This window comes from Dorea longicatena, from assembly GCF_025150085.1.
GTDB lineage: Bacteria > Bacillota > Clostridia > Lachnospirales > Lachnospiraceae > Dorea_A > Dorea_A longicatena.
In genome coordinates, this window is the sequence record NZ_CP102280.1 from 62,303 (window position 1) to 87,168 (window position 24,866).

Here is a 24,866-nt window from a genome sequence, read left to right on the forward strand (position 1 = left end):
GCCACTTTTTTAGGCTGTACGGAAAAGCGTACTCTTATATTTCTTCAATGCCCCATACACGATCAGACCAAGAACGGTGCAGGAAATCACCTCACCAATTCCGACTGTCAGCATCATAAACGGAATAGGAAGTGTTACACCATAACCGTAACGCAGTACGAACGGAACGATGATGATATTCGAAATGATTGGTGGAAATGTTGCGACAACTGGTTTCTGCTCACGCAGTTTCCATGTAAAAAATGCACCGATCAATGTTGCAATACTGCCAAATACAATATCCGGAAGGATCGCACCGCCCAGAATATTACCGATCAGACATCCGGCAAAGAGTCCCGGAATAGCAGCTGGTGTAAATATTGGTAAAATAGTGAGTGCCTCGGAGATACGAACCTGTACTTCTCCGAAAGAAAATGGTGCAAAAATGTAAGTCAACACCACGTAGATCGCAGCGATCATGGCTGCCTGGGTCATGAAACTAAGATTTTTGTTTTTCATTTTTCAATTCTCCTTTAGTTTTGTTTTACGTGTGGAAGGTCACGAACACACGCGCCGTAGCGGATCTTCATTTAACGCCGGAAAGCGGCGGTCAGCCCTGTTCGACCTTGGTTTTGTGGGCTTCGTGACGGGTGATAGTATAGCATGCGGAAGAGTAAAAATCAAGTGTGGGAATTTGCCGTGTAATTCATCATCGTGGCTTACCCCGCTCCATGATACTAAATTCAACAGCAACTTAATACAAATAAATATACTTCGGAATCCCATTCTCATACACCGTATTCATCTCTCCCTGAATCAACGGTGTCAGATAATCCACCATCTTTTCCGTTACATCATTTCCCGCATCATTAATATAATCTGCAGGCACACTCTTGATTGCATTCGCAATATCACATACCGGGAGTGCTTTAAATTCCGTAGCATAAGGCTTGTCAGAAGTGCGGATCACAGCAGCCATCATACCGCCTGCACCATCAAGTGCATACTGGCAGGCAGCCTTTCCGAGCATTCTGGATTCCTGAATGTCGGTTGCACTTGCAAGGTGTGCGGCGCAGCGCTGCATCAGGTTCAGCTCGATAGAACGTACCTTGCATCCGATCTTATTTCTTACAGCATCTTCCAGAACCTTTGCGGCACCGGCGATATAGCTGTGGCCGAAGGAATCGACAGCGGAGCTCTGTACTTCTTCGGAAATGTAGCGACCGTCTTTGTTCTTCACACCTTCGCTGACAGCGATGATCACGGCATCCTGTTCTTCCAGTTTTGCTTTCACATCTTTCAGGAATGTGTCAATGCTGAATGGTACTTCGCAGAGATAGATAAAGTCAGGTCCTTTCGCACCATTTGCACGGGCGAGGCAGGAAGCTGCAGTCAGCCATCCGGCGTCACGGCCCATCACTTCTACGATTGTTACGGCCTTGGTTGTGTATACGTGGCAGTCACGTTCCAGTTCGGCAAATGTGGTTCCGATATATTTTGCTGCAGATCCAAAACCTGGACAATGGTCCGTTCCGCAGAGGTCATTATCGATGGTTTTTGGTGCGCCGACCACGGTAATGTCTGTGATTCCTTTGTCGCTCAGATATTTGGAAAGCTTGTCTACTGTATCCATGGAATCATTTCCACCGATGTAGATGAAGCGGTCGATGCTGTATTTGCGCAGAACAGAGATGATTGTCTCGTATTCGTCTGCACATACGGCAGGATCTTTTAATTTCACACGGCAGGAGCCGAGTGCAGAAGCAGGGGTCTGACAAAGAAGGTTCAGTTCTGATACATTTGTGATCTTGGTTTTAAGATCTATCAGGTTCTCATTTAATACTCCCTGGATTCCATTGACTGATCCATAGATTTTGTCTACGGATGGGCTGGAAAGAGCGTTCTCAATTACTCCGGCAAGAGTTGCGTTGATCGCAGAAGTTGGTCCGCCGGACTGTGCAACTAGTAAGTTCTTCATATGATGATCTCCTAACTTTTGATATTTCTTCCATCTGACTTATTAACTGAAAAATTCGGATAAGTAAGATAGTAAATTCAGTAAATATAGTATAACATAAATCTGGCTGATATGGTATAATAGGAATATATGTGAGTTTTTAAAAAGGAGAATAATTGGCATGGAATTGACAACAATTAGAGAATTATATAAAAACAGTGATTCTTACATGGATCAGAAAGTAACCATCGGTGGATGGGTAAGAAGTATCCGCGGATCCAAAGCATTTGGATTCATCGTGGTAAATGACGGAACATTCTTTGAGCCTTTACAGGTTGTATATCACGACAAGATGGACAACTTTGCAGAGATCTCCAAGTTAAATGTAGGTGCAGCAGTAATCGTTACAGGTACACTGGTAGCAACACCTCAGGCAAAGCAGCCATTCGAGATCCAGGCAGATACTGTAGAAGTAGAAGGAGCATCCGCACCGGATTACCCACTTCAGAAGAAGCGTCACAGCTTTGAATATTTGAGAACAATTGCACATTTAAGACCTAGAACAAATACATTCCAGGCAGTATTCCGTGTACGTTCCCTGACAGCATATGCGATTCATAAGTTCTTCCAGGAGAGAGGTTTTGTATATGTGCATACACCACTGATCACAGGAAGTGATTGTGAGGGTGCAGGAGAGATGTTCCAGGTAACGACTATGGATCTGAATAACGTACCGAAGAATGAAGACGGAAGCGTAGATTATTCCAAAGATTTCTTCGGAAAAGAGACAAGCCTTACTGTAAGCGGACAGTTAAATGGTGAGACTTACGCACAGGCATTCCGCAATATTTATACATTCGGACCGACATTCCGTGCAGAGAACTCTAACACAACACGTCATGCGGCAGAGTTCTGGATGATCGAGCCTGAGATGGCATTTGCAGATCTGGATGACGATATGTTCGTTGCGGAAGCAATGTTAAAATACGTCATCAACTATGTGCTTGAGAATGCACCGGAAGAGATGAACTTCTTCAATTCATTCGTAGACAAGGGACTTCTGGAGAGATTGCACAACGTAGTATCTTCTGATTTCGCAAGAGTGACATATACAGAGGCTGTAGAACTTCTTGAGAAACACAATGATAAATTCGAATACAAAGTAACATGGGGAACAGACCTTCAGACAGAGCACGAAAGATACCTGACAGAAGAAGTCTTCAAACGTCCGGTATTCGTAACAGATTATCCGAAGGAGATCAAAGCATTCTACATGAAGCTGAACGACGATGGCAAGACCGTTGCGGCAGTAGACTGTCTGGTACCTGGAATCGGTGAGATCATCGGAGGAAGCCAGAGAGAGGATGACTACGATAAGCTGAAAGCAAGAATGGATGAACTGGGACTGAAAGAAGAAGACTACAAGTTCTACATGGATCTTCGTAAATATGGTTCTACAAGACATGCCGGATTCGGACTTGGATTCGAAAGATGCGTCATGTATCTGACAGGAATGGGCAATATCCGTGACGTAATTCCATTCCCAAGAACTGTCAACAACTGTGAACTGTAATAGAGGATCATGTGGATAACAACACGTGAAAAACGTATATAAAACGTATATGGGGACGGGGGATTTATAAAAATCCGCCGTCCCCATATAGAATGGAGGGCAGTATGAATATATTAGTAGTAGATGACGAGAAGGAAATCGCTGATGTAGTAGAGCTTTATCTCCAGAATGACCAATACAAAGTATTCAAATTTTACAACGGCCAGGATGCACTGGACTGTATTAACAGTACGAAGATCGATCTTGCGATCCTGGATATTATGCTTCCGGATATTGACGGATTCCAGATCCTCAAGCAGATTCGGCAGAAATATACATTTCCGGTGATCATGCTGACGGCGAAGACGGAATACATGGATAAGATCACCGGGCTTACGCTGGGAGCGGATGATTATATTCCGAAACCGTTCAACCCACTGGAGCTGGTGGCGAGAGTGAAAGCACAGCTTCGCCGGTGTACACAGTATAATGAAGGGACCAAAGAAGAAGGAGATGTCCTGGATTTTGGAGGGCTGCTTCTGAACCGGACTTCTCATGAGTGTGTATACAATGAAGTGCCGCTGACACTGACACCGATCGAATTCGACATCCTCTGGCTTCTGTGTGAGAACCGGGGAAAGGTCATAAGCTCAGAAGAATTGTTCGAGAAAGTATGGCATGAGAAATATTATAAGAACAGTAACAACACGGTGATGGTGCATATCCGTCATCTCCGCGAGAAGATGAGTGCACCGACAGGCAAGTCTGATTTTATCAAGACTGTGTGGGGAGTGGGCTATAAGGTTGAAGAATAATTATCGGAAATTAAAATTCAGTATCCTCTTGCAGACGGTGCTGGTCACAGCGCTTACCGTTCTGGTAGGGGGGGTACTGCTTAAATTTGTGATCGATGGAATTTATAATGACAGTTTTGCCAGAACTTTTGTAGATGTTCTGGTATTTCTGAATATAAATGAAAAGACGGCGGTCCATCTTTACTGGCAGCTGATCGGAGATAACAAGACATTTTTCATGATTGTTGGTTATCTGATTCTTTTTGCGCTGTTTTTTTATGTTGCGCTTTCTCAAATGACAAAATATCTGGATCAGATCGATCATGGAATTGAAAATATTATATCGGAATCTACAGATCCCATTCATCTGATCACAGAATTAAAACCAATAGAGATCCGTTTGAATGAGATTAAAGCAACATTAAAACGGCAGGAGCTGGAGGCATCGGAAGGCGAAAAGAAGAAAAACGACCTGGTGCTTTTTCTGGCGCATGATCTGAAGACGCCGCTGACTTCGATCGTGGCGTATCTTACGATGCTCGAAGATCATCCCGACATGCCGGAAGAAGAACGAAAAGCATATACTCACATCGCATTGGAAAAATCCATCCGATTAGGAGAGCTGATCAATGAATTTTTTGATATTACAAGATATAATCTTCAGAATATCGAACTGGAACCGGTAGAGATTGATCTTACGATGATGCTTGAACAGCTTGCAGATGAGCTGTACGGAGTCCTCCAGGAAAAGAAGCTGACCTGTGAAGTGGATGTAGAAGAAGATCTGATGATCTATGGAGATCCGGATAAGCTTGCAAGAGTATTCGATAATATCTTAAGAAATGCAATTGCTTACTGCTATGCAGATACGGAGATCCGGATTGAAGCGAAAATGAAGGATGGTGACATCGAGATCACATTTACCAATGCAGGTGATAAGATTCCGGGCGATATGCTTCAGACGATATTCGAGAAATTCTATCGCGTGGATGGTTCCAGATCGACAGGAACCGGCGGCGCAGGTCTGGGACTTGCAATCGCCAAACAGATCGTGGAGCTGCACGGAGGAAGAATCCTGGCAAAAAGTGATGACAACCGGACACAGTTTGTCGTAACACTGCCATCGAAAGAGAAGACAGAACAGAAAGAGGGAAGCGAGGATGAAGTTCATACACATCGCAGACTTGCATTTAGGGGCAAAGCCGGACGCGGGAAACGCGTACAGTCAAAATAGAGAACAGGAGCTCTGGGACAGCTTTCGTGATATTATAACAATCTGCAATCAGAAAAAGACAGATTTGTTGCTGATCGCGGGGGACCTGTTCCACAGGCAGCCACTTTTAAGAGAATTAAAAGAAATGAATTCCATACTGGAGATGCTGGAGCAGACAGAAGTTGTTATGATCGCCGGTAATCATGATCATATCAGGAAAAACTCTTATTACCGAACATTTACCTGGGCACCGCATGTGCACATGATCTGCTCGCAGGAAATGAGCTGTGTGGAACTTGACCGGATCCAGACGGCTGTCTATGGATGCAGTTATCATTCCAGAGAAATTCTGGAGCCGTTATATGATCATGCAGTTCCGGAAGGACGGCAGAAGTATGAGATTTTGCTTGCACACGGTGGGGATGAGAAACATATTCCGATCAAGAGTAATCAGATCATGACGCTTGGGTATGATTATGCTGCATTTGGACATATCCACAAGCCGCAGATGCTGGTGGAGAACCGGATGGCATATGCCGGATCGCTGGAGCCGACGGATGTAGGTGATACAGGAGCTCATGGTTATATCGAAGGAAAGATCACCGGAAATGGTTGTCAGATCCGTTTTGTGCCACATGCACTGCGTGAATACAGACACTGCGAGGTACAGGTGGATAAATCTGTGACCGGCCATGTACTGAGGCAAAAGATTGCAGATATGATCGAAGAGCAGGGAAAGCAGCACATGTATAAGATTACACTGACTGGTTATCGAGATCCAGATATCTGGTATGAGCTGGATCATATGGATCCATACGGTAATGTGGTGGAGATTACAGATCACACAAAGCCTGCATATGACTTTGAAAAATTAAAAAATGAAAATAAAGGAAACATTCTCGGACAATATATTGAAAGCCTGAGTGGCTATCCGGCCGACAGTCTGGAGTACCAGGCACTCTGTGAAGGAGTGCAGGCTTTGATGGAGACGAGAAGAGGATAGAACCGAAAGATGCAGATTAATGAATTATTGTTAAAAAACTTTGGAAAATTCCATGACCGGCAGATAGATCTGGATGAGGGGATCAACCTGATTCACGGGGAAAACGAATCAGGAAAGTCTACAATCCATACATTCATCAGGGGAATGCTTTTCGGAATAGAAAGAGGGAGAGGACGGGCCGCGCAAAATGATACTTTCAGTATATACGAACCGTGGGAAAATCCTAATTACTATTCTGGTATATTGAAGTTCAAAAGTGGAGAGAAACATTTCCGTATCGAAAGAAATTTTGATAAATATTCTAAAAAAGCGGAACTGATCTGTGAAGAGGACGGTGAAGTACTGTCTGTAGAAGACGGAGATCTTCAGATGCTGCTTGGGGAGATGGACGCAGAACGTTACGATAATACCGTTTCCATGAGCCAGAGGAATGCACAGATGGGGGAAAGTATTGTGGCAGAGCTGAAAAATTATGCGACAAACTATTACACCTCGGGAAACGGAGAAATCGACCTGGCCGGTGCATTGGAACAGTTAAGGGGCAGGAAGAAGATCCTGGAAAATGAGATCCGTATGGAAATGGCTCAAAAGCAGCAGAAACGTGAAAAACTTGAGCAGGAAGTATCTTTTGTCTGGCGTGATGTACATCATCTGGAAGAAGAACTGGAACGTGTAGAAGAAGAACTTACGTATCGGCTGGAAAAGGAAGAAGAAAAGAAAAAAGAGCGCCAGAGGGAAGAAGAACATGGAAAAGGTGTCATGGATGAGATTCGTCCGGAAAAATGGAGAATCCATCCAATGGAGCTTCTGGTGTTTGCACTGGTTATTGTGATTGCAGTCATCTTGTTCTCGAAACCGTGGAATTATCTGATCGCTATTGTGTTATTCCTTGCGTTCGGCTTATATATATGGAACCGGATGAAAGTTGGAAAAAAACAGGTAAAAACAGAGCCAGAGATTATCCTTGAAGAGATCACGCAGGAAGAGGAGAAAGTTCCGATAGAGAAGTTACGCTGGGAGAAATCGCATATTACAGCGGAATTAAAAGAGAAGAGAATTCAGTATGACAACCTGGGAGAACAGCTCGCGGAACTGGATGAAGTTAATGAGCGTTCCAGGGAATATGAGATGAAACGCCAGGCGGTCCAGATGGCGGCAGATCATCTGGAACAGTTGTCAGAGGAGATGCGGGGATATCTAAAAAGAGATCTGAATGAGAAAGCGTCATCATTCATCTGTGAGATCACAGGTGGAAAATATAAAAAGCTTGTGACAGATGAAAAACTTCATGTATCGCTTATGACAGATGAAAAGAGAGTAGAGATTGAACAGGTAAGTCGTGGAACGGTAGAACAGGTCTATCTGGCACTCCGTATGGCAGTGGGAGAGCTTTTATGTGAGGAAGAGATGCCGGTGATACTGGATGATGCATTTGCATATTATGATGAGGAGAGAATGCTTCAGACACTCAGATGGTTGAAAGAACATAAGAAACAAGTGATCATATTTACCTGTCAGACGAGAGAAGAACAGGTGATGAAAGAAGCCGGACTTGTTTATCACAAGATAGAACTTTAAAAAAATGCTGTCGGGAAATTCCCGGCAGCATTTTTTAATCACGTGCATTCGTAAGGAGCTGCCCGTGGCAGGTCCTGTAGATACTATTAAATCTCTTCACCATTTTTATACTTATTGACAACATTCTGAATTCTTTCGATAGGATTCAGGATACTGCTGATAGAACCATCGTGGTTAAGAGTGTCGATCACGAGGGCAATATATTTGCTCATATCACAGTTAATATAATATGGACGTTCCAGAAGTTCAGGTGTCTGGTAGATCAGGTTGGTAGTCAGAACAGCGTCTAAGATACCTTCTTCATATGCCTGGTCGAATTTCTCCAGACCGTTTGTGAACAGACCGAATGTAGCAGCGCAGAAGATACGTTTTGCTTTGCGCTGTTTTAACTGGCGGGCAACGTCTAACATACTGTCACCGGAAGAAATCATGTCATCAAGGATGATCACATCTTTTCCTTCTACGGAAGATCCAAGGAACTCATGAGCAACGATCGGGTTACGGCCGTCTACCACACGTGAGAAGTCACGGCGTTTGTAGAACATACCCATATCAAGGTTCAGTACGTTGGCAAGATAAATTGCACGTCCTGTAGCACCTTCATCCGGGCTGATTGCCATCATGTGATCACTGTCGATCTGAAGGTCTTTGAAGGTACGGAGAAGACCTTTGACGAACTGGTATGTCGGACGGATTGTTTCGAATCCGTTTAATGGAATCGCATTCTGTACACGAGGATCGTGAGCATCAAATGTGATGATATTGTCAACACCCATACGGACAAGCTCCTGAAGAGCGAGTGCGCAGTCCAGAGATTCACGACTGCTTCTCTTGTGCTGACGGCTTTCATATAAGAATGGCATAATGACGTTAATACGACGTCCTTTTCCACCTACTGCTGCAATAATACGTTTCAAGTTCTGATAATGATCGTCAGGGGACATATGGTTAATATTTCCTGTCAGGGAATATGTCAGGTTGTAGTTACATACATCGACCATAAGATAAAGATCTTTACCACGAACGGATTCATTAATAATACCTTTTGCTTCACCTGAACCAAAACGTGGAACTTTTGCATCGATTAAGTAAGTGTCTTTCTCATAGCCTATGAAAGCGACATCGTTCTTATGAATATGTCCATCTTCCTTTCTCCATTTTACGAGATAATCATTTACTTTTGCTCCCATCTCTGTACAACCGTCAAGAGCGATCAGTCCAAGTGCTCCTACCGGTATATTCTCAAGATTACGATCGTTACGGCGTAACATCATTAGTACCTCCCAGGTTTAATAATTTTTTTTGGATACGGATATCGTCACCGGTAATACGCAGAATTGTATAATTACTGCTGATTCGTGAGAATGTCCGTTCCGAGTAGATTGATTTTATATCCTCCAATGCAAGGTTGGTAGATATTATGGTTGATTTCTGCCTTAATATGCGTTCATTCAGACAAATGAACAACTGGGATACAGTAAATGAATTCGGCAGTTCTGTACCCAGATCATCAATGATCAGCAAGTCACAGTCATAGATGTGTTCAAATACATCAGAATCCTTGTCCTGTCTTTTACCAAATGTATTCTCTGCAAGGATATCAAAAAGTCCGGCTGCTGTAAAGTAAATAACGGAATAAGCGGAATCCATTAATTCTTTTGCGATGCAGTGAGAAAGAAAAGTCTTTCCGACACCGGTATCTCCATACAGTAGTATGTTATGAAATTCTTTAGAAAATGTATCTACGAAGTTGTGACAGACATTTAATGCAGTTTCCATTGATTCCAGAGAAGAACGTCCGGTAAGCGGATCGATATGATTCCTGGAATAATAGGACAGAGAACAGGTTGAAAAGTTCTCTTTGTCAAGGATATCTTTGAGATTAGATTGCGTATATAAATAATCCACAATCGCTTTTTTGAAACAGTGACATTTATGTGTGCCAATATAACCGGTATCTTTACAATCCGGACACTGATAGTGTAATTCAAGGTAATTGGCAGGAAGACCATGTGCTTTTAGTAAAGCCGGCTTTCTGGCGGAGAGTTCTTTGAGCTCTGATTTTAAAGAAGAAAGAGCAGTCTGATCTCCGTCCAGAAGCAGTCTTGCCTTTTTAACACTTAAAGAGGAGATGGAATGATCCACTTCCTCTAATTCGGGAATGAGGGCGTATGCCTTCTCATAGCGTTTTCTGAGTTGAAACTCATTATCCAGTTGTTTTTGTTCATAAGTACGCATTAAATGATCGTACTGAGAATTGGAAAGTGCCATGTTATGGAAAACTCCTCTGCATTCGCATAATAGAATCTAATATGTATACTTTATTGCTGAACCAGACGACGTTCCAGATCATTCATGTCATAAGAACGTCCGTCGAAATTGTTGAACTTATTGTTCTGGTTAATTGCAGGCTTCTGTGCCTGTTGCTGTCTTTTGCGTTCCTTTGCGAGCTCTTTCGCACGTTCCTTCTCTTTGCGATAATCAGCATCTACCGCATCGATATCTTTTAACTGACGGACATTCTTGTCCTTCCAGCGCTTCAGAATGGAATCGGTATAGTCAAAGCTTGGCTGATGAATGGCATTCATCGTACGGTCACATGCTTCAAGGATTACTTCCAGAGCAAAACCATATTCTTCTGACCATTTGCGGATATAGGCAATCTCAGAAGCGGCAGGACCGCGGCCCTTAATCCCATATGCATTCAGGACGCAATAACAGTTCTTATTATAAAGAAATGAACTTGTCTTGGCAAGATTCACAGTTGTTATGTTTTCTTCATGCCATGATAAGGCCACCTTATTAATATAATGCATACTCTTGTGACCATTTTCGACACAATATTCGATCAGATACTCAATAAGTTCAGCTGACATATTCAGTGTGTCATAAAAATAAGTAATCTGGTCAATATCAGTAGCGGAAAGTGTCTTGCCGAGATACTGTTCGGCAACAAAGAGTAATTCTTTGAATTCTGCACGTTCCTTACGGCTACGGTACTGCTGTATATTTGTTGTAGATGCCGGAACCGCAGAAACAGGGGCTTCGACAGAATCAACAGGGTAATCCATCTGATTTGTCATAGATGGAACGGACGCAGTCATATAGCCGGACTGTACATCGTGTAATTCGGAAGTTGGTACGGATGAACGGACCGTACTTTGCGGAGTCGGATCATCCGGAGTGTCATCCAGATAATCAAGGAGTCCTTCACTCTTCCAGTATCTTAATGCGCGGAGTACATCCTTCTCTGTGCACTCGAGCAGATCAGCCAGCTCGGAAACAGAAAGACATCCGGAGGACTGATTCATATGACGGAGAAGCAGGAGATATACTTTGACATATTCTCCATTGGCTCTGACCATATACTGGTCGATAAATTCATTGTCCAGTACAGTCGCGTTCGTCTGTACATACTTCGTAAGTTTTAATTCCTTCATAATAATTCCCCGTCCTCCCCAGAACTTTTTGTATCTTTCGTTTCATCGTAGACACATTATAGCACCGGGAAGACGGGGAAAAAAGAAATTTTTGAGTCAAAATCCGACTTTTTTGTGGATAAAATTGTGTGGATAATGTGGATAACTAGCGTTTAAGCAGGTTTTCCCCAATGTTTACAACGTTTCCGGCTCCCATAGTTATCAACACATCTCCCTTCTGGCACTTGTCCAGACAGAAGTTTTCAATCTCTTCAAAGCTTGGGAAATAGTAAGCATCGCATCCTTTTTTCTTTAATTCTTCTGCAATCATCTCAGAAGACATGCCCAGAGTATCTGTCTCACGGGCAGCGTAGATGTCTGCGAGGATCACATGATCGGCATGTGTCAGGGCATCTACAAATTCAGGGAATAATGCTTTGGTACGTGTATAAGTATGTGGCTGGAAGATGCACCATATTTCTTTGTGCGGGTATTCCTTGGCCGCTGTTAAAGTTGCATTGATCTCTGTTGGGTGATGAGCATAATCATCAATGACAGTAACTCCATTAACTTCACCTTTATATTCGAAACGACGGTCTGTGCCGTGGAACGATTTCAGTCCTTCTTTGATCTTGGTAAATGGAACTCCGAGAAGGTCTGCAACGGCAATGGCTGATAATGCATTGGATACATTATGATCTCCATTCACCGATAATGAGATACGGTCGATAAATTCACCGGATTTTACCAGATCGAAAGAGGCCTCTCCCTTCTTATCATGAAGGACATTGGTTGCACTGTAGTCAAGAGAGCTGTCATTACCGTAACGGATCACGCGGCAGTCAAGGTCAGCAGTGATCTCTTCAAGATTAGGAATGTTGTCGTTGATAACAAGTGTTCCATCCTTTGGAAGTAATTTCGCAAAGCGGTGGAAAGAATTACGGATATCAGCCAGGTCTTTGAAGAAATCCAGATGATCTTCGTCAATATTCAGGATTACGCCGATCTTCGGGAAGAAATGCAGGAAACTGTTCGTATATTCACAGGCTTCTGTGACAAAATATTCAGAATTACCTACACGGATGTTACCGCCGATAGCCTTTAAGATGCCGCCGACAGAGATGGTAGGATCCATTTCTCCGGCAAGTAAAATGTGTGACAGCATAGAAGTTGTCGTTGTCTTGCCGTGGGTACCGGAAATTGCGATCGGTACATCATAGTTGGTCATTAACTGTCCGAGCAGTTCTGCACGGGTCAGCATAGGAAGATTCTGTTTTACAGCTTCTGCGAATTCTTCGTTATCAGGATGAATTGCGGCAGTATATACAACAACATCGATGCCGGAAATAATATTAGAAGCTTTCTGTCCGTAGAATACTTTGGCCCCCAGCTTTTCCAGATGATCTGTGAGGGCGGATTCTTTATTATCAGATCCGGAAATAGTGAAACCTTCTTTTAAAAGTATCTCGGCAAGACCACTCATGCTGATACCGCCGATTCCGATAAAGTGTACGTGTACAGGTTTTTCAAAATTAATTTTATACATAATATACCATCCTTTTTAATAATATAGGTAAAAAGATCATCATAAAAACTACATGTTCTTCATATTATTATAAACATATATTAAAAAAAATCCAAGTCGTAAGTTTTTGTAATAATTTAACAAAAAGTTTGCGAAAATCGAAAAAAAACTGTAAAAATTGTTAGCTACGTAAGAAGAAGTATGGTATAATAGAAAAAGCAAGACTACTGAGAAGGGGTGATGACATGAGAAAGAAGGAAATGATAGCAATGCTGCTGGCAGGAGGACAGGGCAGCAGACTTGGAGTCCTCACAGCAAAAGTTGCAAAACCTGCCGTTGCATTTGGAGGTAAATATCGCATTATTGACTTTCCACTCAGCAACTGCATTAATTCAGGAATTGATACGGTGGGTGTATTGACCCAGTATCAGCCATTGAGATTGAATGCGCATATAGGAATCGGTATTCCTTGGGATCTTGACAGGAATTACGGAGGAGTAACGGTTCTTCCACCATATGAGAGAAGCGGAAGCAGTGAATGGTATTCCGGAACTGCGAACGCAATTTATCAGAATCTGGATTATATGGAGCAGTTTGATCCGGATTATGTACTGATCTTATCAGGGGATCACATTTATAAAATGGACTATGAAGTAATGCTGGATTATCATAAGGCGAATAACGCAGACGTGACGATTGCGGCAATGCCGGTGCCGATGGAAGAGGCAAGCCGTTTCGGTATTGTTATCGCAGATGAAGATGGAAGGATTCAGGAATTCCAGGAAAAACCTGCGGAACCAAAGAGTAATCTGGCATCTATGGGAATTTATATATTCTCATGGAAAGTCCTGAAGGAAGCGTTGGAGACATTGAAGGACGAGCCTGGTTGTGACTTCGGAAAGCATATCATTCCATATTGTCACAATAAAGGCGAGAGATTGTTCGCATATGAATATAACGGTTACTGGAAAGATGTCGGAACACTGGGATCTTACTGGGAAGCCAATATGGAACTGATCGATATCATACCGGAGTTCAATTTATATGAAGAATTCTGGAAGATATATACCAACAGTGAGATTCTGCCGCCACAGTATATTTCGGCACAGTCAGTGATTGAGAGAAGTATTATCTGTAACGGTGCGGAAGTATATGGTGAAGTACATAACAGTATTATCGGATCCGGAGTTGTTATAGGAGAAGGATCCGTGATCAGGGATTCTATTATCATGAAAGATACCAGGGTTGGTAAGAATTGTGTCATGGACAAGGCAATCATTGCAGAAAATTGCCTGGTTGGGGATAATACTACATTTGGCATCGGAAGTGATATACCGAACAAATTAAAACCGGCAATTTATTCATTTGGCCTGGTTGCCGTGGGTGAAAAATCTGTAATACCGGATGGGGTGCAGATTGGAAAGAACACTGCTATCAGTGGAGTAACATCCAAAGAAGATTACCCGAATGGAGTACTGGAAAGTGGAGAAACATTGATAAAGGCAGGTGAACGAGCATGAGAGCAGTAGGAATTATTTTAGCAGGTGGTAACAGCAATAAGATGCGTGAACTGACACATAAAAGAGCAGTGGCAGCAATGCCGATCGCCGGAAGTTACAGAGCGATTGACTTTGCACTCAGTAATATGTCAAACTCTCATATTCAGAAGGTGGCAGTTCTGACACAGTACAATGCCCGTTCGTTGAATGAACATCTGAATTCTTCAAAATGGTGGGATTTCGGAAGAAAGCAGGGGGGATTATATGTATTTACCCCGACGATCACCGCGGAGAACGGATACTGGTACCGCGGAACAGCAGACGCAATTTATCAGAATCTGGATTTCTTAAAGAGATGTCACGAACCTTATGTAATCATTACATCCGGTGATGCTGTATATAAGATGGATTATAACAAAGTACTGGAATATCACATTGCAAAGAAAGCGGATATTACAGTGGTATGCAAAGAACTTGGTCCGAACGAAGATGCAAGCCGTTTCGGAACGATCAAGATGAATGATTCGATGCGTATTGAAGAGTTCGAGGAAAAGCCGATGGTGGCACAGTCGCAGATTGTATCAACAGGTATCTATGTAATCAGAAGACGCCAGCTGATCGATCTGATCGAACATTGCGCAGAAGATGACAGACATGATTTTGTGACCGATATTCTTATCAGATATAAGAATCTGAAGAAAATCTACGGTTATAAAATAAAAGATTACTGGAGCAACATTTCAACAGTGGATGCATATTATCAGACGAATATGGATTTCCTGAAACCGGAAGTACGTGAGTATTTCTTCCGGACACAGCCGGGTATTTATTCCAAGGTCAGCGACTTGCCGCCGGCAAAATACAACCCGGGATCTATGGTTAAGAACAGCCTTGTGGCGAGTGGAAGTATCATTAATGGTACAGTCGAGAATTCGATTCTTTTCAAGAAGACATTCGTGGGGAACAACTGTGTCATTAAGAATTCCATTATTCTTAATGATGTCTATCTCGGAGACAATGCATATATTGAGAACTGTATTGTAGAAAGCAGGGATACGATCCGGGCAAACACACGCTATGTTGGTGAAAATGGTGTGAAGGTAGTCGTAGAAAAAAATGAGAGGTATGCACTTTAAGAAAAAGCAGTGCAAAGGCTAGAAGAAAGGGGCTAGAACAACATGCAGATTACAGATGTACGAGTACGTAAAGTAGCAAAGGAGGGCAAGCTGAAAGCTGTCGTTTCCATTACCATGGATGAGGAATTTGTGGTACACGATATTAAGGTGATTGAAGGAGAAAAAGGACTCTTTATCGCAATGCCAAGCAAGAAAGCATTGGATGGAGAGTATAGAGATATTGCGCATCCAATCAACTCAGGAACAAGAGAGCGCATTCAGAATATTATCCTTGAGAAATATGAAGAAGCTCTGACTGAGGATGTAGCAGAAGCATAGAGGGCATATGTATCGGCGAAAAAGAGGAGTGGGAATTTCCCGCTCCTCTTTTTAGGATAACTGAATTATGCCGGATCGGCCTCTAATTGAAAATGCATCGCCTTGTGTGTGACCGGATGTTTGAAATCGAGCTTATAAGCACACAATCGGATTGTCTGCCATCCTTTATTGCCGGTAAGCTCCGGGTTATATTTTGTATCTCCGACGATCGGGCATCCAATGGAGGCAAGCTGCACACGGATCTGGTGATGACGTCCGGTGTCCAGATGAATCTCAAGTTCGGTCTCGTGACATTCCTGACTTTGCGAAGACAGAGAGACATCAACAGAGGAAGAGCTGCCGGAAACAGTTGAAAACAACCGGCCATGGTCAGGAACCGTATCATAATGCAGCCGTGCAATCTTCGCTCCGTTTTCCTTTGCAGAACAGATTCGGGAAGTGTTCGTCCGGGCATCTTTGACCATATAATCCTCGAGTGTTCCTTCTTCCTCGGAAGGCGCATTGGTGACAAGCGCGCGGTAATATTTCCCGAATCCCTGATTCTGTAACTGCTTATTCAGATCTTTTGCAGCAGCCGGAGTCTTGGCAAAGACAAGGATTCCGGCAACGGGCTGGTCGAGTCTGTGGATGACGGCAAGGTAAGGCTCAGCAGAGCCAGGGGTTCTGGAACCAATGGATTTTGGTGCACCGGATTTTCCGGAAGTGCCGGAAGCTTTCGCCAGATGATTCTTGATCAGGCTGACCATGTCCGGGTAACGGATGCTTTTGCTCTGGGTTGCTATGCCATGTGGTTTGACACAGACGAGGATGTGTGGGTCTTCATATAATATATTTAAAGTAGCCATATACTTCTCCTTTGTTAAGACAAATGATATACTTATTAAATCATGGAGGGGAAAAAACTGCAAGCAGACATTGGCGGAAGCAGAGATAGAGATAATATCTTGACAAAACATATTTCATGGATTAAAATAATTGACAATTCAAAAAAAATTTTATGGCGATGAAGGGAATTAGTACATGAGAATCCAGCCGCAGAGAGGATATCATATGGTGTGAGATATCTGCTGTTCATCACATGGAACCGGTCCTGGAGCCACTGCATGAAAGTGCAGCGTGTCAGCCGGCGTTAACGGCCAATGAAGAGAGCTGCGAAAGGGTCGCAGTTAACTAGGGTGGTACCGCCGAGCTTTTCGGTCCCTTTTTCGGGGAGTCGAAAGGCCCGGCGTTTTTTGTGTCAGGTTGTGGAACTCCCGGCAAAAAAATAACGTGGAATAAGGATTTCACCAAAATTGAAAAGGAGAAGAGAAACATGGCAAAGGAAAAATTAGTCAAAAACATTACATCCCGTGACGAAGATTTCGCACAGTGGTACACAGACGTTGTACGTGAAGCAAATCTTTGTGATTATTCAAGCGTAAAAGGATGCATGAACTACTTACCGAACGGTTATGCGATCTGGGAACTGATCCAGGCAGATCTGGACAGACGTTTCAAAGAAACAGGAGTTGAGAATGTATACCTGCCAGTACTGATTCCGGAGTCACTTCTGGAAAAAGAAGCTGATCACGTAGAAGGATTCGCACCGGAAGTTGCATGGGTAACACACGGTGGAATGGAAAGACTGCAGGAAAGATTATGTGTACGCCCTACATCAGAGACACTGTTCTGTGACCTCTGGGCTAAAACAGTAAAATCATACAGAGATCTTCCAAAGGTATGGAACCAGTGGAACTCCGTTCTCCGTTGGGAGAAGACAACAAGACCATTCCTTCGTTCAAGAGAATTCTTATGGCAGGAAGGTCACACACTTCATGCAACATATGAAGAAGCAGAAGAAAGAACAATCCAGATGTGGGAAGTTTATAAGGATTGCTATAAAGAGACAATGGCTATCCCATTCGTAGCAGGAAGAAAGGCAGAACACGAGAAATTCGCCGGAGCAGAAGACACATACACGATCGAAGCACTGATGCATGACGGAAAAGCACTTCAGTCTGCGACAAGCCATTTCTTCGGAAACGGATTCCCGGATGCATTCGGAATCAAATATGTAGATAAGAACAACGAACTGCACAGTGCGTATGAGACATCATGGGGATGGTCAACAAGAAGTATCGGAGCCCTGATCATGGTTCACGGTGACGATGACGGACTGGTACTGCCACCACACGTAGCACCGGTTGAATGTAGAATCATCCCAATCGCTCAGCACAAAGAAGGTGTACTTGACAGATCTTATGCACTGCTTGACGAACTGAAAAAAGCAGGATACAGAGTGAAGATCGATGACTCTGATAAGAGTACAGGATGGAAATTCTCTGAGCAGGAGATCCTTGGTATTCCAACACGTATCGAGATCGGACCAAAGGATATCGAGAAGAACCAGGTTGTTGTTGTACGTCGTGATAACCGTGAAAAGATCGTTGTATCTCTCGATGAGATCGCAGTAAAACTGCGCGAGATCTTAGAGCAGGAGCAGCAGGATATGTACAACAGAGCAGAAGAATTCCTGAACAGCCACATTGATACAGCTACTACAATGGATGAAATGGTTGAGAAGTTCAAAGCCAACCGTGGATTTGTAAAAGCATGCTGGTGTGGAGATCCGGAATGTGAGGGCGAAGTAAAATATCAGACAGGCGGAGCTGCAACAAGATGTCTGATCGAAGATGAAGAGTTTATTTCCGATAAATGTATCTATTGCGGAAAACCTGCGAAACACATGGCTTACTGGGGAAAATCATACTAAGAATAAAGAGATTATAAGTACTGGACGGTGGATTTTAGGAATCTACCGTCCATTTTTTATCAACAGCCACCGGCAAAAATATGGTATGATATAGAATGTTGATAACGTGGATAAACGGAGGAAATATTTGTGAATAACTATAATATAAAATTACCGGATGATGTACAGTTTATCATTCATACCTTACAGTTGCATGGATTTGAAGCATACGCAGTCGGGGGATGTGTCAGAGATTCCATCCTTGGCAGAGAACCGGGCGACTGGGATATTACAACATCAGCAATGCCGGAAGAGACAAAGGCATTATTTGACAAAACATTTGATACGGGAATTGAGCATGGAACGATAACCGTACTTTTGAATCATGAGGGATACGAAGTTACGACGTACAGAATCGATGGAAAATACGAAGACAGCAGACATCCGAAAGAAGTCACATTTACAAGAAATCTGAAAGAAGACCTGCTCAGACGAGACTTTACGATCAATGCTATGGCATACAATGACAAGGATGGGATCGTAGATATCTTTGGAGGAATGCAGGATCTGGAAAAGCATATGATCCGCTGTGTGGGAAATGCCAGGGAACGTTTCTCGGAAGATGCGCTCCGGATTTTAAGAGGCGTCAGATTTGCGGCACAGCTTGGATTTGAGATTGATGAGGAGACGAAAGAAGGAATGAAGCTTCTTGCGCCGACACTGGAAAATATCAGTGCGGAGAGGATACAGGTAGAACTGGTGAAGATGCTGACATCTGACCGGCCGGAGCTTATAAGAACTGCTTATGAACTTGGGATTACGAAGGTATTTTTGCCGGAATTTGACCGTATGATGGAGACAAAGCAGGAAACACTGCATCATATGTACACAGTCGGGGAACATACCATTCATGCGATGATGAATGTCCGCAATGATAAGATCTTAAGATTAACAATGTTACTGCATGATACAGGTAAACCGGAATACAAGACGATGGATGAAGACGGTGTGGCGCATTTTAAAATGCATGCATTAGGAAGCGAGCGGATTGCCAAAGAAGTGCTTCGGAGATTAAAGTTCGATAATGATACGCTGCATAAGGTTACAAGACTTGTGCTGAATCATGATTACCGCATGCCGGCCGTGCCGAAAAATGTCAGAAGGGCAATGAATAAGATCGGCGAAGACATTTTCCCATACTATATGGAAGTAAGGAGAGCAGATGTTCTGGCACAAAGTGAGTACCAGAGAGCAGAAAAATTAAAAAACCTCGATGAAGTAGAACAGACATATGCAGAGATTATAGAAAAAGGCCAGTGTGTTTCATTAAAAGAATTAGCTGTGACAGGTAGAGATCTGATCCGGGCGGGAATGAAGCCGGGAAAAGAGATAGGGGAAAAGTTAAACGAATTATTGAACCTTGTGATCGAGAATCCGGAAATGAACACCAAAGAGATCCTGCTGAAATATAGTTTCCCGGATAAAGAAGTATAACAGCAGTGAATATTTTTTATATTTCCCACATACATTTAAAAAGAATATCAAGTGTAAAGCGCGGGGAATATAAATGCAGGAATTTGAACAAAAAATACTGGAACAATATGATATAGAAGTAAGCAGCACCCGCAAAGTCAGGGGTGCTGTTTTATGCGAAACAAATAAGGGATTATTCCTTTTAAAGGAGATTACAACATCTGAGAAGAGAATCCCTGCGTTATGTGAACTTTATACACGGCTTTATGAGCAGGGGTATCATAGGATCGATTATGTGGTCACGAACCGTAACGGCGAATATATATCTGCATTGGATAACGGAGACCGGTACATATTAAAGAAATGTTTTGCCGGACGTGAATGCGACATTAAGAAGACAAGGGAAATATTTGAAGCGGCGGGAAATCTGGCAAAACTACATATCATTATGCGTTATGAACTGGAACATGGGATACCGGAAGGAACCAAAACAGATGAAAAATACAGACGGCATAATCGTGAATTGAAAAAGGTCCGGCAGTTTACAAGAAAAGTTGTTCCCAAGGGTGAGTTTGAATTTGCCTTTTTGAAGCAGTTTGATCAGATGTATCAATGGGCAGAGGCAGCAGTGGAAGAACTGGAGCGGTCGGATTATGAGAAACTGTATGCCGAAGAGATGAAGAAGTCCGGTATGATACATGGAGAGTATAATTATCATAATATCATTATGACAAAAGAAGGAATCGCCACAACCAATTTTGAAAAATTCCGCAGGGACATTCAGGTGGAAGATCTGTATTATTTCCTCAGGAAGGTTCTGGAAAAAAGTGGATGGAAGATCCGCCTGGGTGATGGCATGCTGAATGCCTATTCGGCAATACATCCGCTTACGGAGGGCGAAATGGAATATCTGAAGATCCGTCTGATCTATCCGGAAAAATTCTGGAAAACGGCCAATTCGTATTATTGTACAAATAAAGCATGGATATCGGTAAAAAACATAGAAAAGCTTCAGACTGCGATAAGGCAGACAGAAGAGAAAAAAATGTTTTTAAAAGAAGTATTTGGATTTGAACTTTAAAGGTATGGTAAAATAGCGAAAAAGCTTGAAAATACAGGGGAAACGGGGGATTTACCTTGACATTCACAGTGAAAACAGGTATAACAGTACATAAAGGCATGCCATATGACGGGTATGGACGTTGACTTTGTATAAAAAGAATTGAAATCGTGAATTCTAAATGTAAATAAGAGGAGGAACAATCCATGAATAAGACAGAACTGATCGCAGCAATTGCTGACCAGGCAGAATTATCAAAGAAAGACTCTGAAAAAGCTTTAAAAGCTTTTATCGATGTTGTTACAGAAGAATTAAAGAAAGAACATAAAGTACAGGTTGTTGGATTTGGTACTTTCGAAGTAAGCATGAGAGCTGAAAGAGAAGGAAGAAATCCTCAGACAGGCGAGACTATGAAGATTGCTGCATGTAAAGCACCAAAATTCAAAGCTGGTAAAGCATTAAAGGATGCTATCAACGAGTAGTCTGAATTGTAATATTTATAAATGTATTTTATGCCGGAGAGTATCTTGATGCCCTCCGGTTTTTTCAATCGTTATGCGTTCGAAAGAAGCTGCAACCTACAGGCACTGTAGATACCAAAGTATGCAGGAGAATAAAGATATGAGATTAGATAAATTTTTAAAAGTTTCCAGACTGATCAAACGCCGGACCGTAGCTAACGAAGCCTGCGATGCCGGTCGTGTACTGGTGAATGACAAGCCGGCCAAGGCATCGGTAAAGGTAAAACCGGGAGATATCATAGAAATCCAGTTTGGAACAAGAACCGTAAAAGTAGAAGTACTTGATATCAAGGATACGACAAAAAAAGAAGAGGCAGGAGACCTGTTCAAATATTTATAAAATAAATAAAGAGCCTGCGAAAAATCAGCAGATCAGCACAACCTTTCTTAAGTGATCATATGAAAAGTCATAATTTGTGATTTCCGTTCATATGATTAGTAAGAAAGGTTGTGATAGGTTTGGAGACCACAGCAGTACAAAAAAGCCATAAACTGGTATTAAATAACCGGAAAACCGGACTGGTGACCGGAGTGTTGGATGTCCTGTCTTTTAATCTGAATGAGATATTGTTGGAGACGGAGCAGGGAATGCTCATGGTAAAGGGCACGGATCTGCATGTAAACCGGGTGAATCTGGAAAAGGGAGAGATTGATCTGTCCGGCAACATTGAAAGTATCTCTTATTCGGATATACAGTCTCCCGGAAAACAGGCGGAAAGTCTGTTTGGAAAATTGTTTCGCTGAAAAAGCGGAGAGAAATCCGGTGAAATTTATGAAACGGGATGGAAATATGAGATGGGAATAACAAAAGAATTATTTATATTTCTTTCTGCAATATTGTCCGGAGCAATTGTACGTCTTGTATACCGCTGCATAAGCTGTCTGCGAAATGTGATACATCATACGCACTGGATCATTGAGCTGGAAGACCTGGCATACTGGGTCGGAACCGCAATTTTTTTGTTTGTGCAGATTTACTACACAAGTAGTGGTAGTGTAAGGTGGTATTTTGTACTAGGTATTGGGCTTGGAGCATCAGCTATGTCGGTTTTTCTAGTGGCTGTCAGGAAGTGGTATCGAAAAATTGTATGTCCGGGGAGCGGGTTTTTGGATGAAACACTTGAAAAAGGCCGGAAAAAAAGATAGAATAAAGGCAATTAACAGGTGAGTGGAATGACAGAGATGTCAAACAAGGGTGAGTAAAATAAGATGAAAGATGTAAAACAGAGAAACCGCAGAAGACGGCAGTGCAGGCGTTCTCAGGATCATAAGAGAAGTGTGCTGGCGATTAGTGCTGTTGTTCTTTTGCTGACAGTTATGGTGTCTGCGAACAGTATGACGTTAAAGGCGAAGAACAGAGAATATCAGGCGCAGGAGACAGAACTGAAAGAGCAGATCCAGGCAGAAAAAGACCGGTCAAAAGAGATCAAAGAATTAGATAAATATGTCGGAACAGACAAATACGTAGAAGACGTGGCAAAAGAAAAGCTGGGTCTGGTACATAATAATGAGATAATTTTCAAAGCAAAATAAGAGTACTCGGAACAAATGATAAGCTTCAGGAAGAGATTCCTGAAGCTTTTTTCTGTTTATCGGGGAAATAAAAAGAAAAGGTCGAAAGGGGAGCAATAAAGTGGCACGGATAAAAGAACAGGAAATATTTGTGAATCCATATGTGGTGCAGATGGACAAATTTGCGGAGTCTCTGCAGCATCTATCAAAAACATTTTTAAATATGGAACATTATAAAGGAACATTGTCCAAAGAAGAAATTGATGAAATGTTTGACAAAGTAACGGGGAATGTCTGTGCCGGTTGTGAGCGAAAAGAAGTGTGTCTCGGCGAGAGGCGGGAGAAAACATATCAGATGATGTATGAAATCATGTGTGCAGCAGAAGAGTATGGTGCAGAACTGAATATGGAATTGAAAAAAAGACTGAAAAGGCAATGCATGCTTGCGCCGCGTTTCCTAAGGGAAAGTCTGGAAGTGTTTGAAAATGCCAAACAGATATTGATGTGGAATCACAGGATGCTGCAGACAAGAGAAGGATATGCCACACAGCTTACAAGCTTTGCAAAGATGATACAGTATACAACCAGAGAACTGGATGCGGGGATCTTTCAGGATGAATATCTGGAAAAACGTATAAAAACAGCCTTAAAAAAAGAGAATGTAAAGATGTTATCGATTGTATTTTATATGACCCAGCAGGGAAAATATGAGGTACATCTGACGGTAAAAGCGGTTAAGGGACGGGTAATCCTTGCAAAAGATATCGCATTTCTGGTGGGAAAATGTATAGGAAGAACCATGATCCCAAGACAGGGAGAACGACTTGTGATAGGAGGGGAATATGGCACCATTGCATGTGTGGAAGGTGCGAAATTCCAGACGCTTCAGGGGATTGCCCGGATCGGAAAAGGACTGGAGCAGATATCTGGGGATACTTTTCTTATGAAAGATCTGCCGGGAGGCCGCAAAGGAATCGCGCTTTCTGATGGAATGGGATCGGGAGAAGAAGCATTCCGGGACAGTACGATGGTGGTAGAAATGTTAGAAGAACTGTTAGAGGCAGGATTCCCGGTAGAGACGGCGGTGCAGATGATGAATACGGCGCTGGTGATCGGAAGGGAAGAAGTGAAATTCTGCACACTGGATGTATGTCTGTTTGATCTGTATCGTGGAAGCTGTGAATTTGTAAAGGCGGGCGCGGCCGCAACATTTATCAAAAAGAAGGATAAAGTTGAAAAAATTGTATCAACAACACTTCCGATCGGGGTTATACAGAATATTGAGATTGACCGGGAAGTGTGTGATCTGGAATCCGGGGATTATGTGGTCATGGTGACGGACGGAGTTCTGGATGCACTTCCGGCAAAAGAACAGGAAGAACAGATGATAGATATTATTCAAAACACGAATATTGTAAATCCGACAGAGTTTGCAAGAAGCATTCTAAGTGAGGTGTTGAAATATTCGGGAGAAATGCCACTGGATGATATGACGATCCTTGTGATCGGCCTGTGGGGCGTGAGCTGACTTTCCGATAAGTTGACTTTCTATAAGAAATTATATATATTTATCATGATATCGAAACAAATAAAAGA

The 24,866-nt window shown here is 42.6% G+C and carries 24 protein-coding genes and 1 other annotated feature; of the genes, 17 read left to right on the top strand and 7 right to left on the bottom strand.

All coding sequences use genetic code 11. From position 1 onward, the window contains the following. Positions 1 to 9: 9 nt before the first annotated feature. Both NQ508_RS00315 and NQ508_RS00320 read right to left on the bottom strand, forming a co-directional pair. On the bottom strand, positions 10 to 498 hold the full coding sequence (locus NQ508_RS00315; RefSeq protein WP_006427513.1) for a QueT transporter family protein: 489 nt from the start codon (positions 496 to 498) through the stop codon (positions 10 to 12). Between the two features lie 235 nt (positions 499 to 733). Continuing rightward, the gene (locus NQ508_RS00320) at positions 734 to 1,957 is read right to left on the bottom strand and encodes a 6-phosphofructokinase (protein ID WP_006427512.1); all 1,224 of its coding nucleotides are present in this window, start codon (positions 1,955 to 1,957) and stop codon (positions 734 to 736) included. Between the two features lie 160 nt (positions 1,958 to 2,117). Between NQ508_RS00320 and asnS the strand changes: the two genes are divergently transcribed. The 5 genes from asnS to NQ508_RS00345 all read left to right on the top strand — a co-directional run bounded on the left by asnS (position 2,118) and on the right by NQ508_RS00345 (position 8,076). After that, entirely contained in the window at positions 2,118 to 3,509 is a 1,392-nt protein-coding gene (gene asnS, locus NQ508_RS00325; protein WP_006427511.1) for an asparagine--tRNA ligase, read from the top strand. A gap of 104 nt (positions 3,510 to 3,613) precedes the next feature. Further along, positions 3,614 to 4,303, top strand: coding sequence for a VanR-ABDEGLN family response regulator transcription factor (gene vanR / locus NQ508_RS00330; RefSeq protein ID WP_044919994.1), 690 nt, complete (start codon positions 3,614 to 3,616; stop codon positions 4,301 to 4,303). Beyond that, positions 4,293 to 5,516, top strand: a complete 1,224-nt coding sequence (locus tag NQ508_RS00335) for a sensor histidine kinase (RefSeq protein ID WP_022415293.1) — start codon at positions 4,293 to 4,295, stop codon at positions 5,514 to 5,516. The genes vanR and NQ508_RS00335 overlap by 11 nt, the downstream gene beginning before the upstream one ends. After that, positions 5,443 to 6,498, top strand: coding sequence for a metallophosphoesterase family protein (locus NQ508_RS00340; RefSeq protein ID WP_006427507.1), 1,056 nt, complete (start codon positions 5,443 to 5,445; stop codon positions 6,496 to 6,498). The genes NQ508_RS00335 and NQ508_RS00340 overlap by 74 nt, the downstream gene beginning before the upstream one ends. Positions 6,499 to 6,507: 9 nt before the next feature. Then, entirely contained in the window at positions 6,508 to 8,076 is a 1,569-nt protein-coding gene (locus NQ508_RS00345; protein ID WP_006427506.1) for an ATP-binding protein, read from the top strand. An 86-nt stretch (positions 8,077 to 8,162) separates the two neighbouring features. Here NQ508_RS00345 and NQ508_RS00350 read toward each other — a convergent pair whose 3' ends face one another. From NQ508_RS00350 to murC, 4 genes are all read right to left on the bottom strand, one after another. Next, the gene (locus NQ508_RS00350; protein ID WP_044919991.1) at positions 8,163 to 9,347 is read right to left on the bottom strand and encodes a ribose-phosphate pyrophosphokinase; all 1,185 of its coding nucleotides are present in this window, start codon (positions 9,345 to 9,347) and stop codon (positions 8,163 to 8,165) included. Next, on the bottom strand, positions 9,334 to 10,347 hold the full coding sequence (locus tag NQ508_RS00355; RefSeq protein WP_006427504.1) for an ATP-binding protein: 1,014 nt from the start codon (positions 10,345 to 10,347) through the stop codon (positions 9,334 to 9,336). The genes NQ508_RS00350 and NQ508_RS00355 overlap by 14 nt, the downstream gene beginning before the upstream one ends. A 50-nt stretch (positions 10,348 to 10,397) precedes the next feature. Continuing rightward, a complete protein-coding gene (locus NQ508_RS00360) occupies positions 10,398 to 11,516 on the bottom strand; it encodes a DnaD domain protein (RefSeq protein ID WP_006427503.1) in 1,119 nt (372 codons plus the stop codon). 145 nt (positions 11,517 to 11,661) lie between these two features. Continuing rightward, on the bottom strand, positions 11,662 to 13,041 hold the full coding sequence (murC, locus tag NQ508_RS00365; protein WP_006427502.1) for a UDP-N-acetylmuramate--L-alanine ligase: 1,380 nt from the start codon (positions 13,039 to 13,041) through the stop codon (positions 11,662 to 11,664). Between the two features lie 224 nt (positions 13,042 to 13,265). On the opposite strand from murC, the gene NQ508_RS00370 reads away from it, so the two are divergent. Genes NQ508_RS00370 through spoVG form a run of 3 tightly spaced genes read left to right on the top strand, consistent with a single transcriptional unit; the run spans position 13,266 to position 15,973 of the window. Further along, positions 13,266 to 14,540 carry a glucose-1-phosphate adenylyltransferase gene (locus NQ508_RS00370; RefSeq protein WP_006427501.1) on the top strand — a complete coding sequence of 425 codons (1,275 nt, stop codon included), beginning with the start codon at positions 13,266 to 13,268 and terminating at the stop codon, positions 14,538 to 14,540. Next, positions 14,537 to 15,655: a glucose-1-phosphate adenylyltransferase subunit GlgD gene (gene glgD, locus NQ508_RS00375; protein ID WP_006427500.1), complete on the top strand. Its 1,119-nt coding sequence runs from the start codon at positions 14,537 to 14,539 to the stop codon at positions 15,653 to 15,655. Before NQ508_RS00370 ends, glgD begins: the two co-directional genes overlap by 4 nt. A 42-nt stretch (positions 15,656 to 15,697) precedes the next feature. Continuing rightward, complete coding sequence (spoVG, locus tag NQ508_RS00380) at positions 15,698 to 15,973, top strand: septation regulator SpoVG (protein ID WP_006427499.1); 276 nt, start codon at positions 15,698 to 15,700, stop codon at positions 15,971 to 15,973. Positions 15,974 to 16,038: 65 nt separating this feature from the next. Here the strand turns inward: spoVG and NQ508_RS00385 are convergent, their stop codons facing one another. Next, on the bottom strand, positions 16,039 to 16,818 hold the full coding sequence (locus tag NQ508_RS00385) for an RluA family pseudouridine synthase (RefSeq protein WP_044919989.1): 780 nt from the start codon (positions 16,816 to 16,818) through the stop codon (positions 16,039 to 16,041). Positions 16,819 to 16,967: 149 nt separating this feature from the next. After that, positions 16,968 to 17,178 (top strand) — a binding site (T-box leader). Between the two features lie 107 nt (positions 17,179 to 17,285). Here NQ508_RS00385 and proS point away from each other — a divergent pair. The 9 genes from proS (at position 17,286) to NQ508_RS00430 (ending at position 24,798) form a co-directional block, all read left to right on the top strand. After that, positions 17,286 to 18,725 carry a proline--tRNA ligase gene (gene proS / locus NQ508_RS00390; protein ID WP_006427496.1) on the top strand — a complete coding sequence of 480 codons (1,440 nt, stop codon included), beginning with the start codon at positions 17,286 to 17,288 and terminating at the stop codon, positions 18,723 to 18,725. A gap of 129 nt (positions 18,726 to 18,854) precedes the next feature. Continuing rightward, complete coding sequence (locus tag NQ508_RS00395; RefSeq protein ID WP_022415301.1) at positions 18,855 to 20,198, top strand: CCA tRNA nucleotidyltransferase; 1,344 nt, start codon at positions 18,855 to 18,857, stop codon at positions 20,196 to 20,198. 73 nt (positions 20,199 to 20,271) lie between these two features. Further along, on the top strand, positions 20,272 to 21,258 hold the full coding sequence (locus tag NQ508_RS00400; RefSeq protein WP_006427494.1) for a CotS family spore coat protein: 987 nt from the start codon (positions 20,272 to 20,274) through the stop codon (positions 21,256 to 21,258). A gap of 185 nt (positions 21,259 to 21,443) precedes the next feature. Then, entirely contained in the window at positions 21,444 to 21,719 is a 276-nt protein-coding gene (locus tag NQ508_RS00405; RefSeq protein ID WP_006427493.1) for an HU family DNA-binding protein, read from the top strand. Between the two features lie 139 nt (positions 21,720 to 21,858). Beyond that, entirely contained in the window at positions 21,859 to 22,098 is a 240-nt protein-coding gene (locus NQ508_RS00410; protein WP_044919987.1) for an RNA-binding S4 domain-containing protein, read from the top strand. 119 nt (positions 22,099 to 22,217) lie between these two features. Next, positions 22,218 to 22,502, top strand: coding sequence for a sporulation protein YabP (gene yabP, locus NQ508_RS00415; RefSeq protein ID WP_022415303.1), 285 nt, complete (start codon positions 22,218 to 22,220; stop codon positions 22,500 to 22,502). A gap of 51 nt (positions 22,503 to 22,553) precedes the next feature. Next, on the top strand, positions 22,554 to 22,904 hold the full coding sequence (gene yabQ / locus NQ508_RS00420) for a spore cortex biosynthesis protein YabQ (RefSeq protein ID WP_006427490.1): 351 nt from the start codon (positions 22,554 to 22,556) through the stop codon (positions 22,902 to 22,904). Between the two features lie 63 nt (positions 22,905 to 22,967). Then, on the top strand, positions 22,968 to 23,291 hold the full coding sequence (locus NQ508_RS00425) for a septum formation initiator family protein (protein ID WP_006427488.1): 324 nt from the start codon (positions 22,968 to 22,970) through the stop codon (positions 23,289 to 23,291). 100 nt (positions 23,292 to 23,391) lie between these two features. Continuing rightward, the gene (locus NQ508_RS00430; RefSeq protein ID WP_022415305.1) at positions 23,392 to 24,798 is read left to right on the top strand and encodes a SpoIIE family protein phosphatase; all 1,407 of its coding nucleotides are present in this window, start codon (positions 23,392 to 23,394) and stop codon (positions 24,796 to 24,798) included. Positions 24,799 to 24,866 lie beyond the last annotated feature (68 nt).

Coding starts and splice junctions, on each gene's coding strand:
- NQ508_RS00315 (WP_006427513.1), bottom strand. CDS start 498: ATGAAAAACAAAAATCTTAGTTTCATGACCCAGGCAGCCATGATCGCT.
- NQ508_RS00320 (WP_006427512.1), bottom strand. CDS start 1,957: ATGAAGAACTTACTAGTTGCACAGTCCGGCGGACCAACTTCTGCGATC.
- asnS (WP_006427511.1), top strand. CDS start 2,118: ATGGAATTGACAACAATTAGAGAATTATATAAAAACAGTGATTCTTAC.
- vanR (WP_044919994.1), top strand. CDS start 3,614: ATGAATATATTAGTAGTAGATGACGAGAAGGAAATCGCTGATGTAGTA.
- NQ508_RS00340 (WP_006427507.1), top strand. CDS start 5,443: ATGAAGTTCATACACATCGCAGACTTGCATTTAGGGGCAAAGCCGGAC.
- NQ508_RS00345 (WP_006427506.1), top strand. CDS start 6,508: ATGCAGATTAATGAATTATTGTTAAAAAACTTTGGAAAATTCCATGAC.
- NQ508_RS00350 (WP_044919991.1), bottom strand. CDS start 9,347: ATGTTACGCCGTAACGATCGTAATCTTGAGAATATACCGGTAGGAGCA.
- NQ508_RS00355 (WP_006427504.1), bottom strand. CDS start 10,347: ATGGCACTTTCCAATTCTCAGTACGATCATTTAATGCGTACTTATGAA.
- NQ508_RS00360 (WP_006427503.1), bottom strand. CDS start 11,516: ATGAAGGAATTAAAACTTACGAAGTATGTACAGACGAACGCGACTGTA.
- murC (WP_006427502.1), bottom strand. CDS start 13,041: ATGTATAAAATTAATTTTGAAAAACCTGTACACGTACACTTTATCGGA.
- NQ508_RS00370 (WP_006427501.1), top strand. CDS start 13,266: ATGAGAAAGAAGGAAATGATAGCAATGCTGCTGGCAGGAGGACAGGGC.
- glgD (WP_006427500.1), top strand. CDS start 14,537: ATGAGAGCAGTAGGAATTATTTTAGCAGGTGGTAACAGCAATAAGATG.
- spoVG (WP_006427499.1), top strand. CDS start 15,698: ATGCAGATTACAGATGTACGAGTACGTAAAGTAGCAAAGGAGGGCAAG.
- NQ508_RS00385 (WP_044919989.1), bottom strand. CDS start 16,818: ATGGCTACTTTAAATATATTATATGAAGACCCACACATCCTCGTCTGT.
- proS (WP_006427496.1), top strand. CDS start 17,286: ATGGCAAAGGAAAAATTAGTCAAAAACATTACATCCCGTGACGAAGAT.
- NQ508_RS00400 (WP_006427494.1), top strand. CDS start 20,272: ATGCAGGAATTTGAACAAAAAATACTGGAACAATATGATATAGAAGTA.
- NQ508_RS00405 (WP_006427493.1), top strand. CDS start 21,444: ATGAATAAGACAGAACTGATCGCAGCAATTGCTGACCAGGCAGAATTA.
- NQ508_RS00410 (WP_044919987.1), top strand. CDS start 21,859: ATGAGATTAGATAAATTTTTAAAAGTTTCCAGACTGATCAAACGCCGG.
- yabQ (WP_006427490.1), top strand. CDS start 22,554: ATGGGAATAACAAAAGAATTATTTATATTTCTTTCTGCAATATTGTCC.
- NQ508_RS00425 (WP_006427488.1), top strand. CDS start 22,968: ATGAAAGATGTAAAACAGAGAAACCGCAGAAGACGGCAGTGCAGGCGT.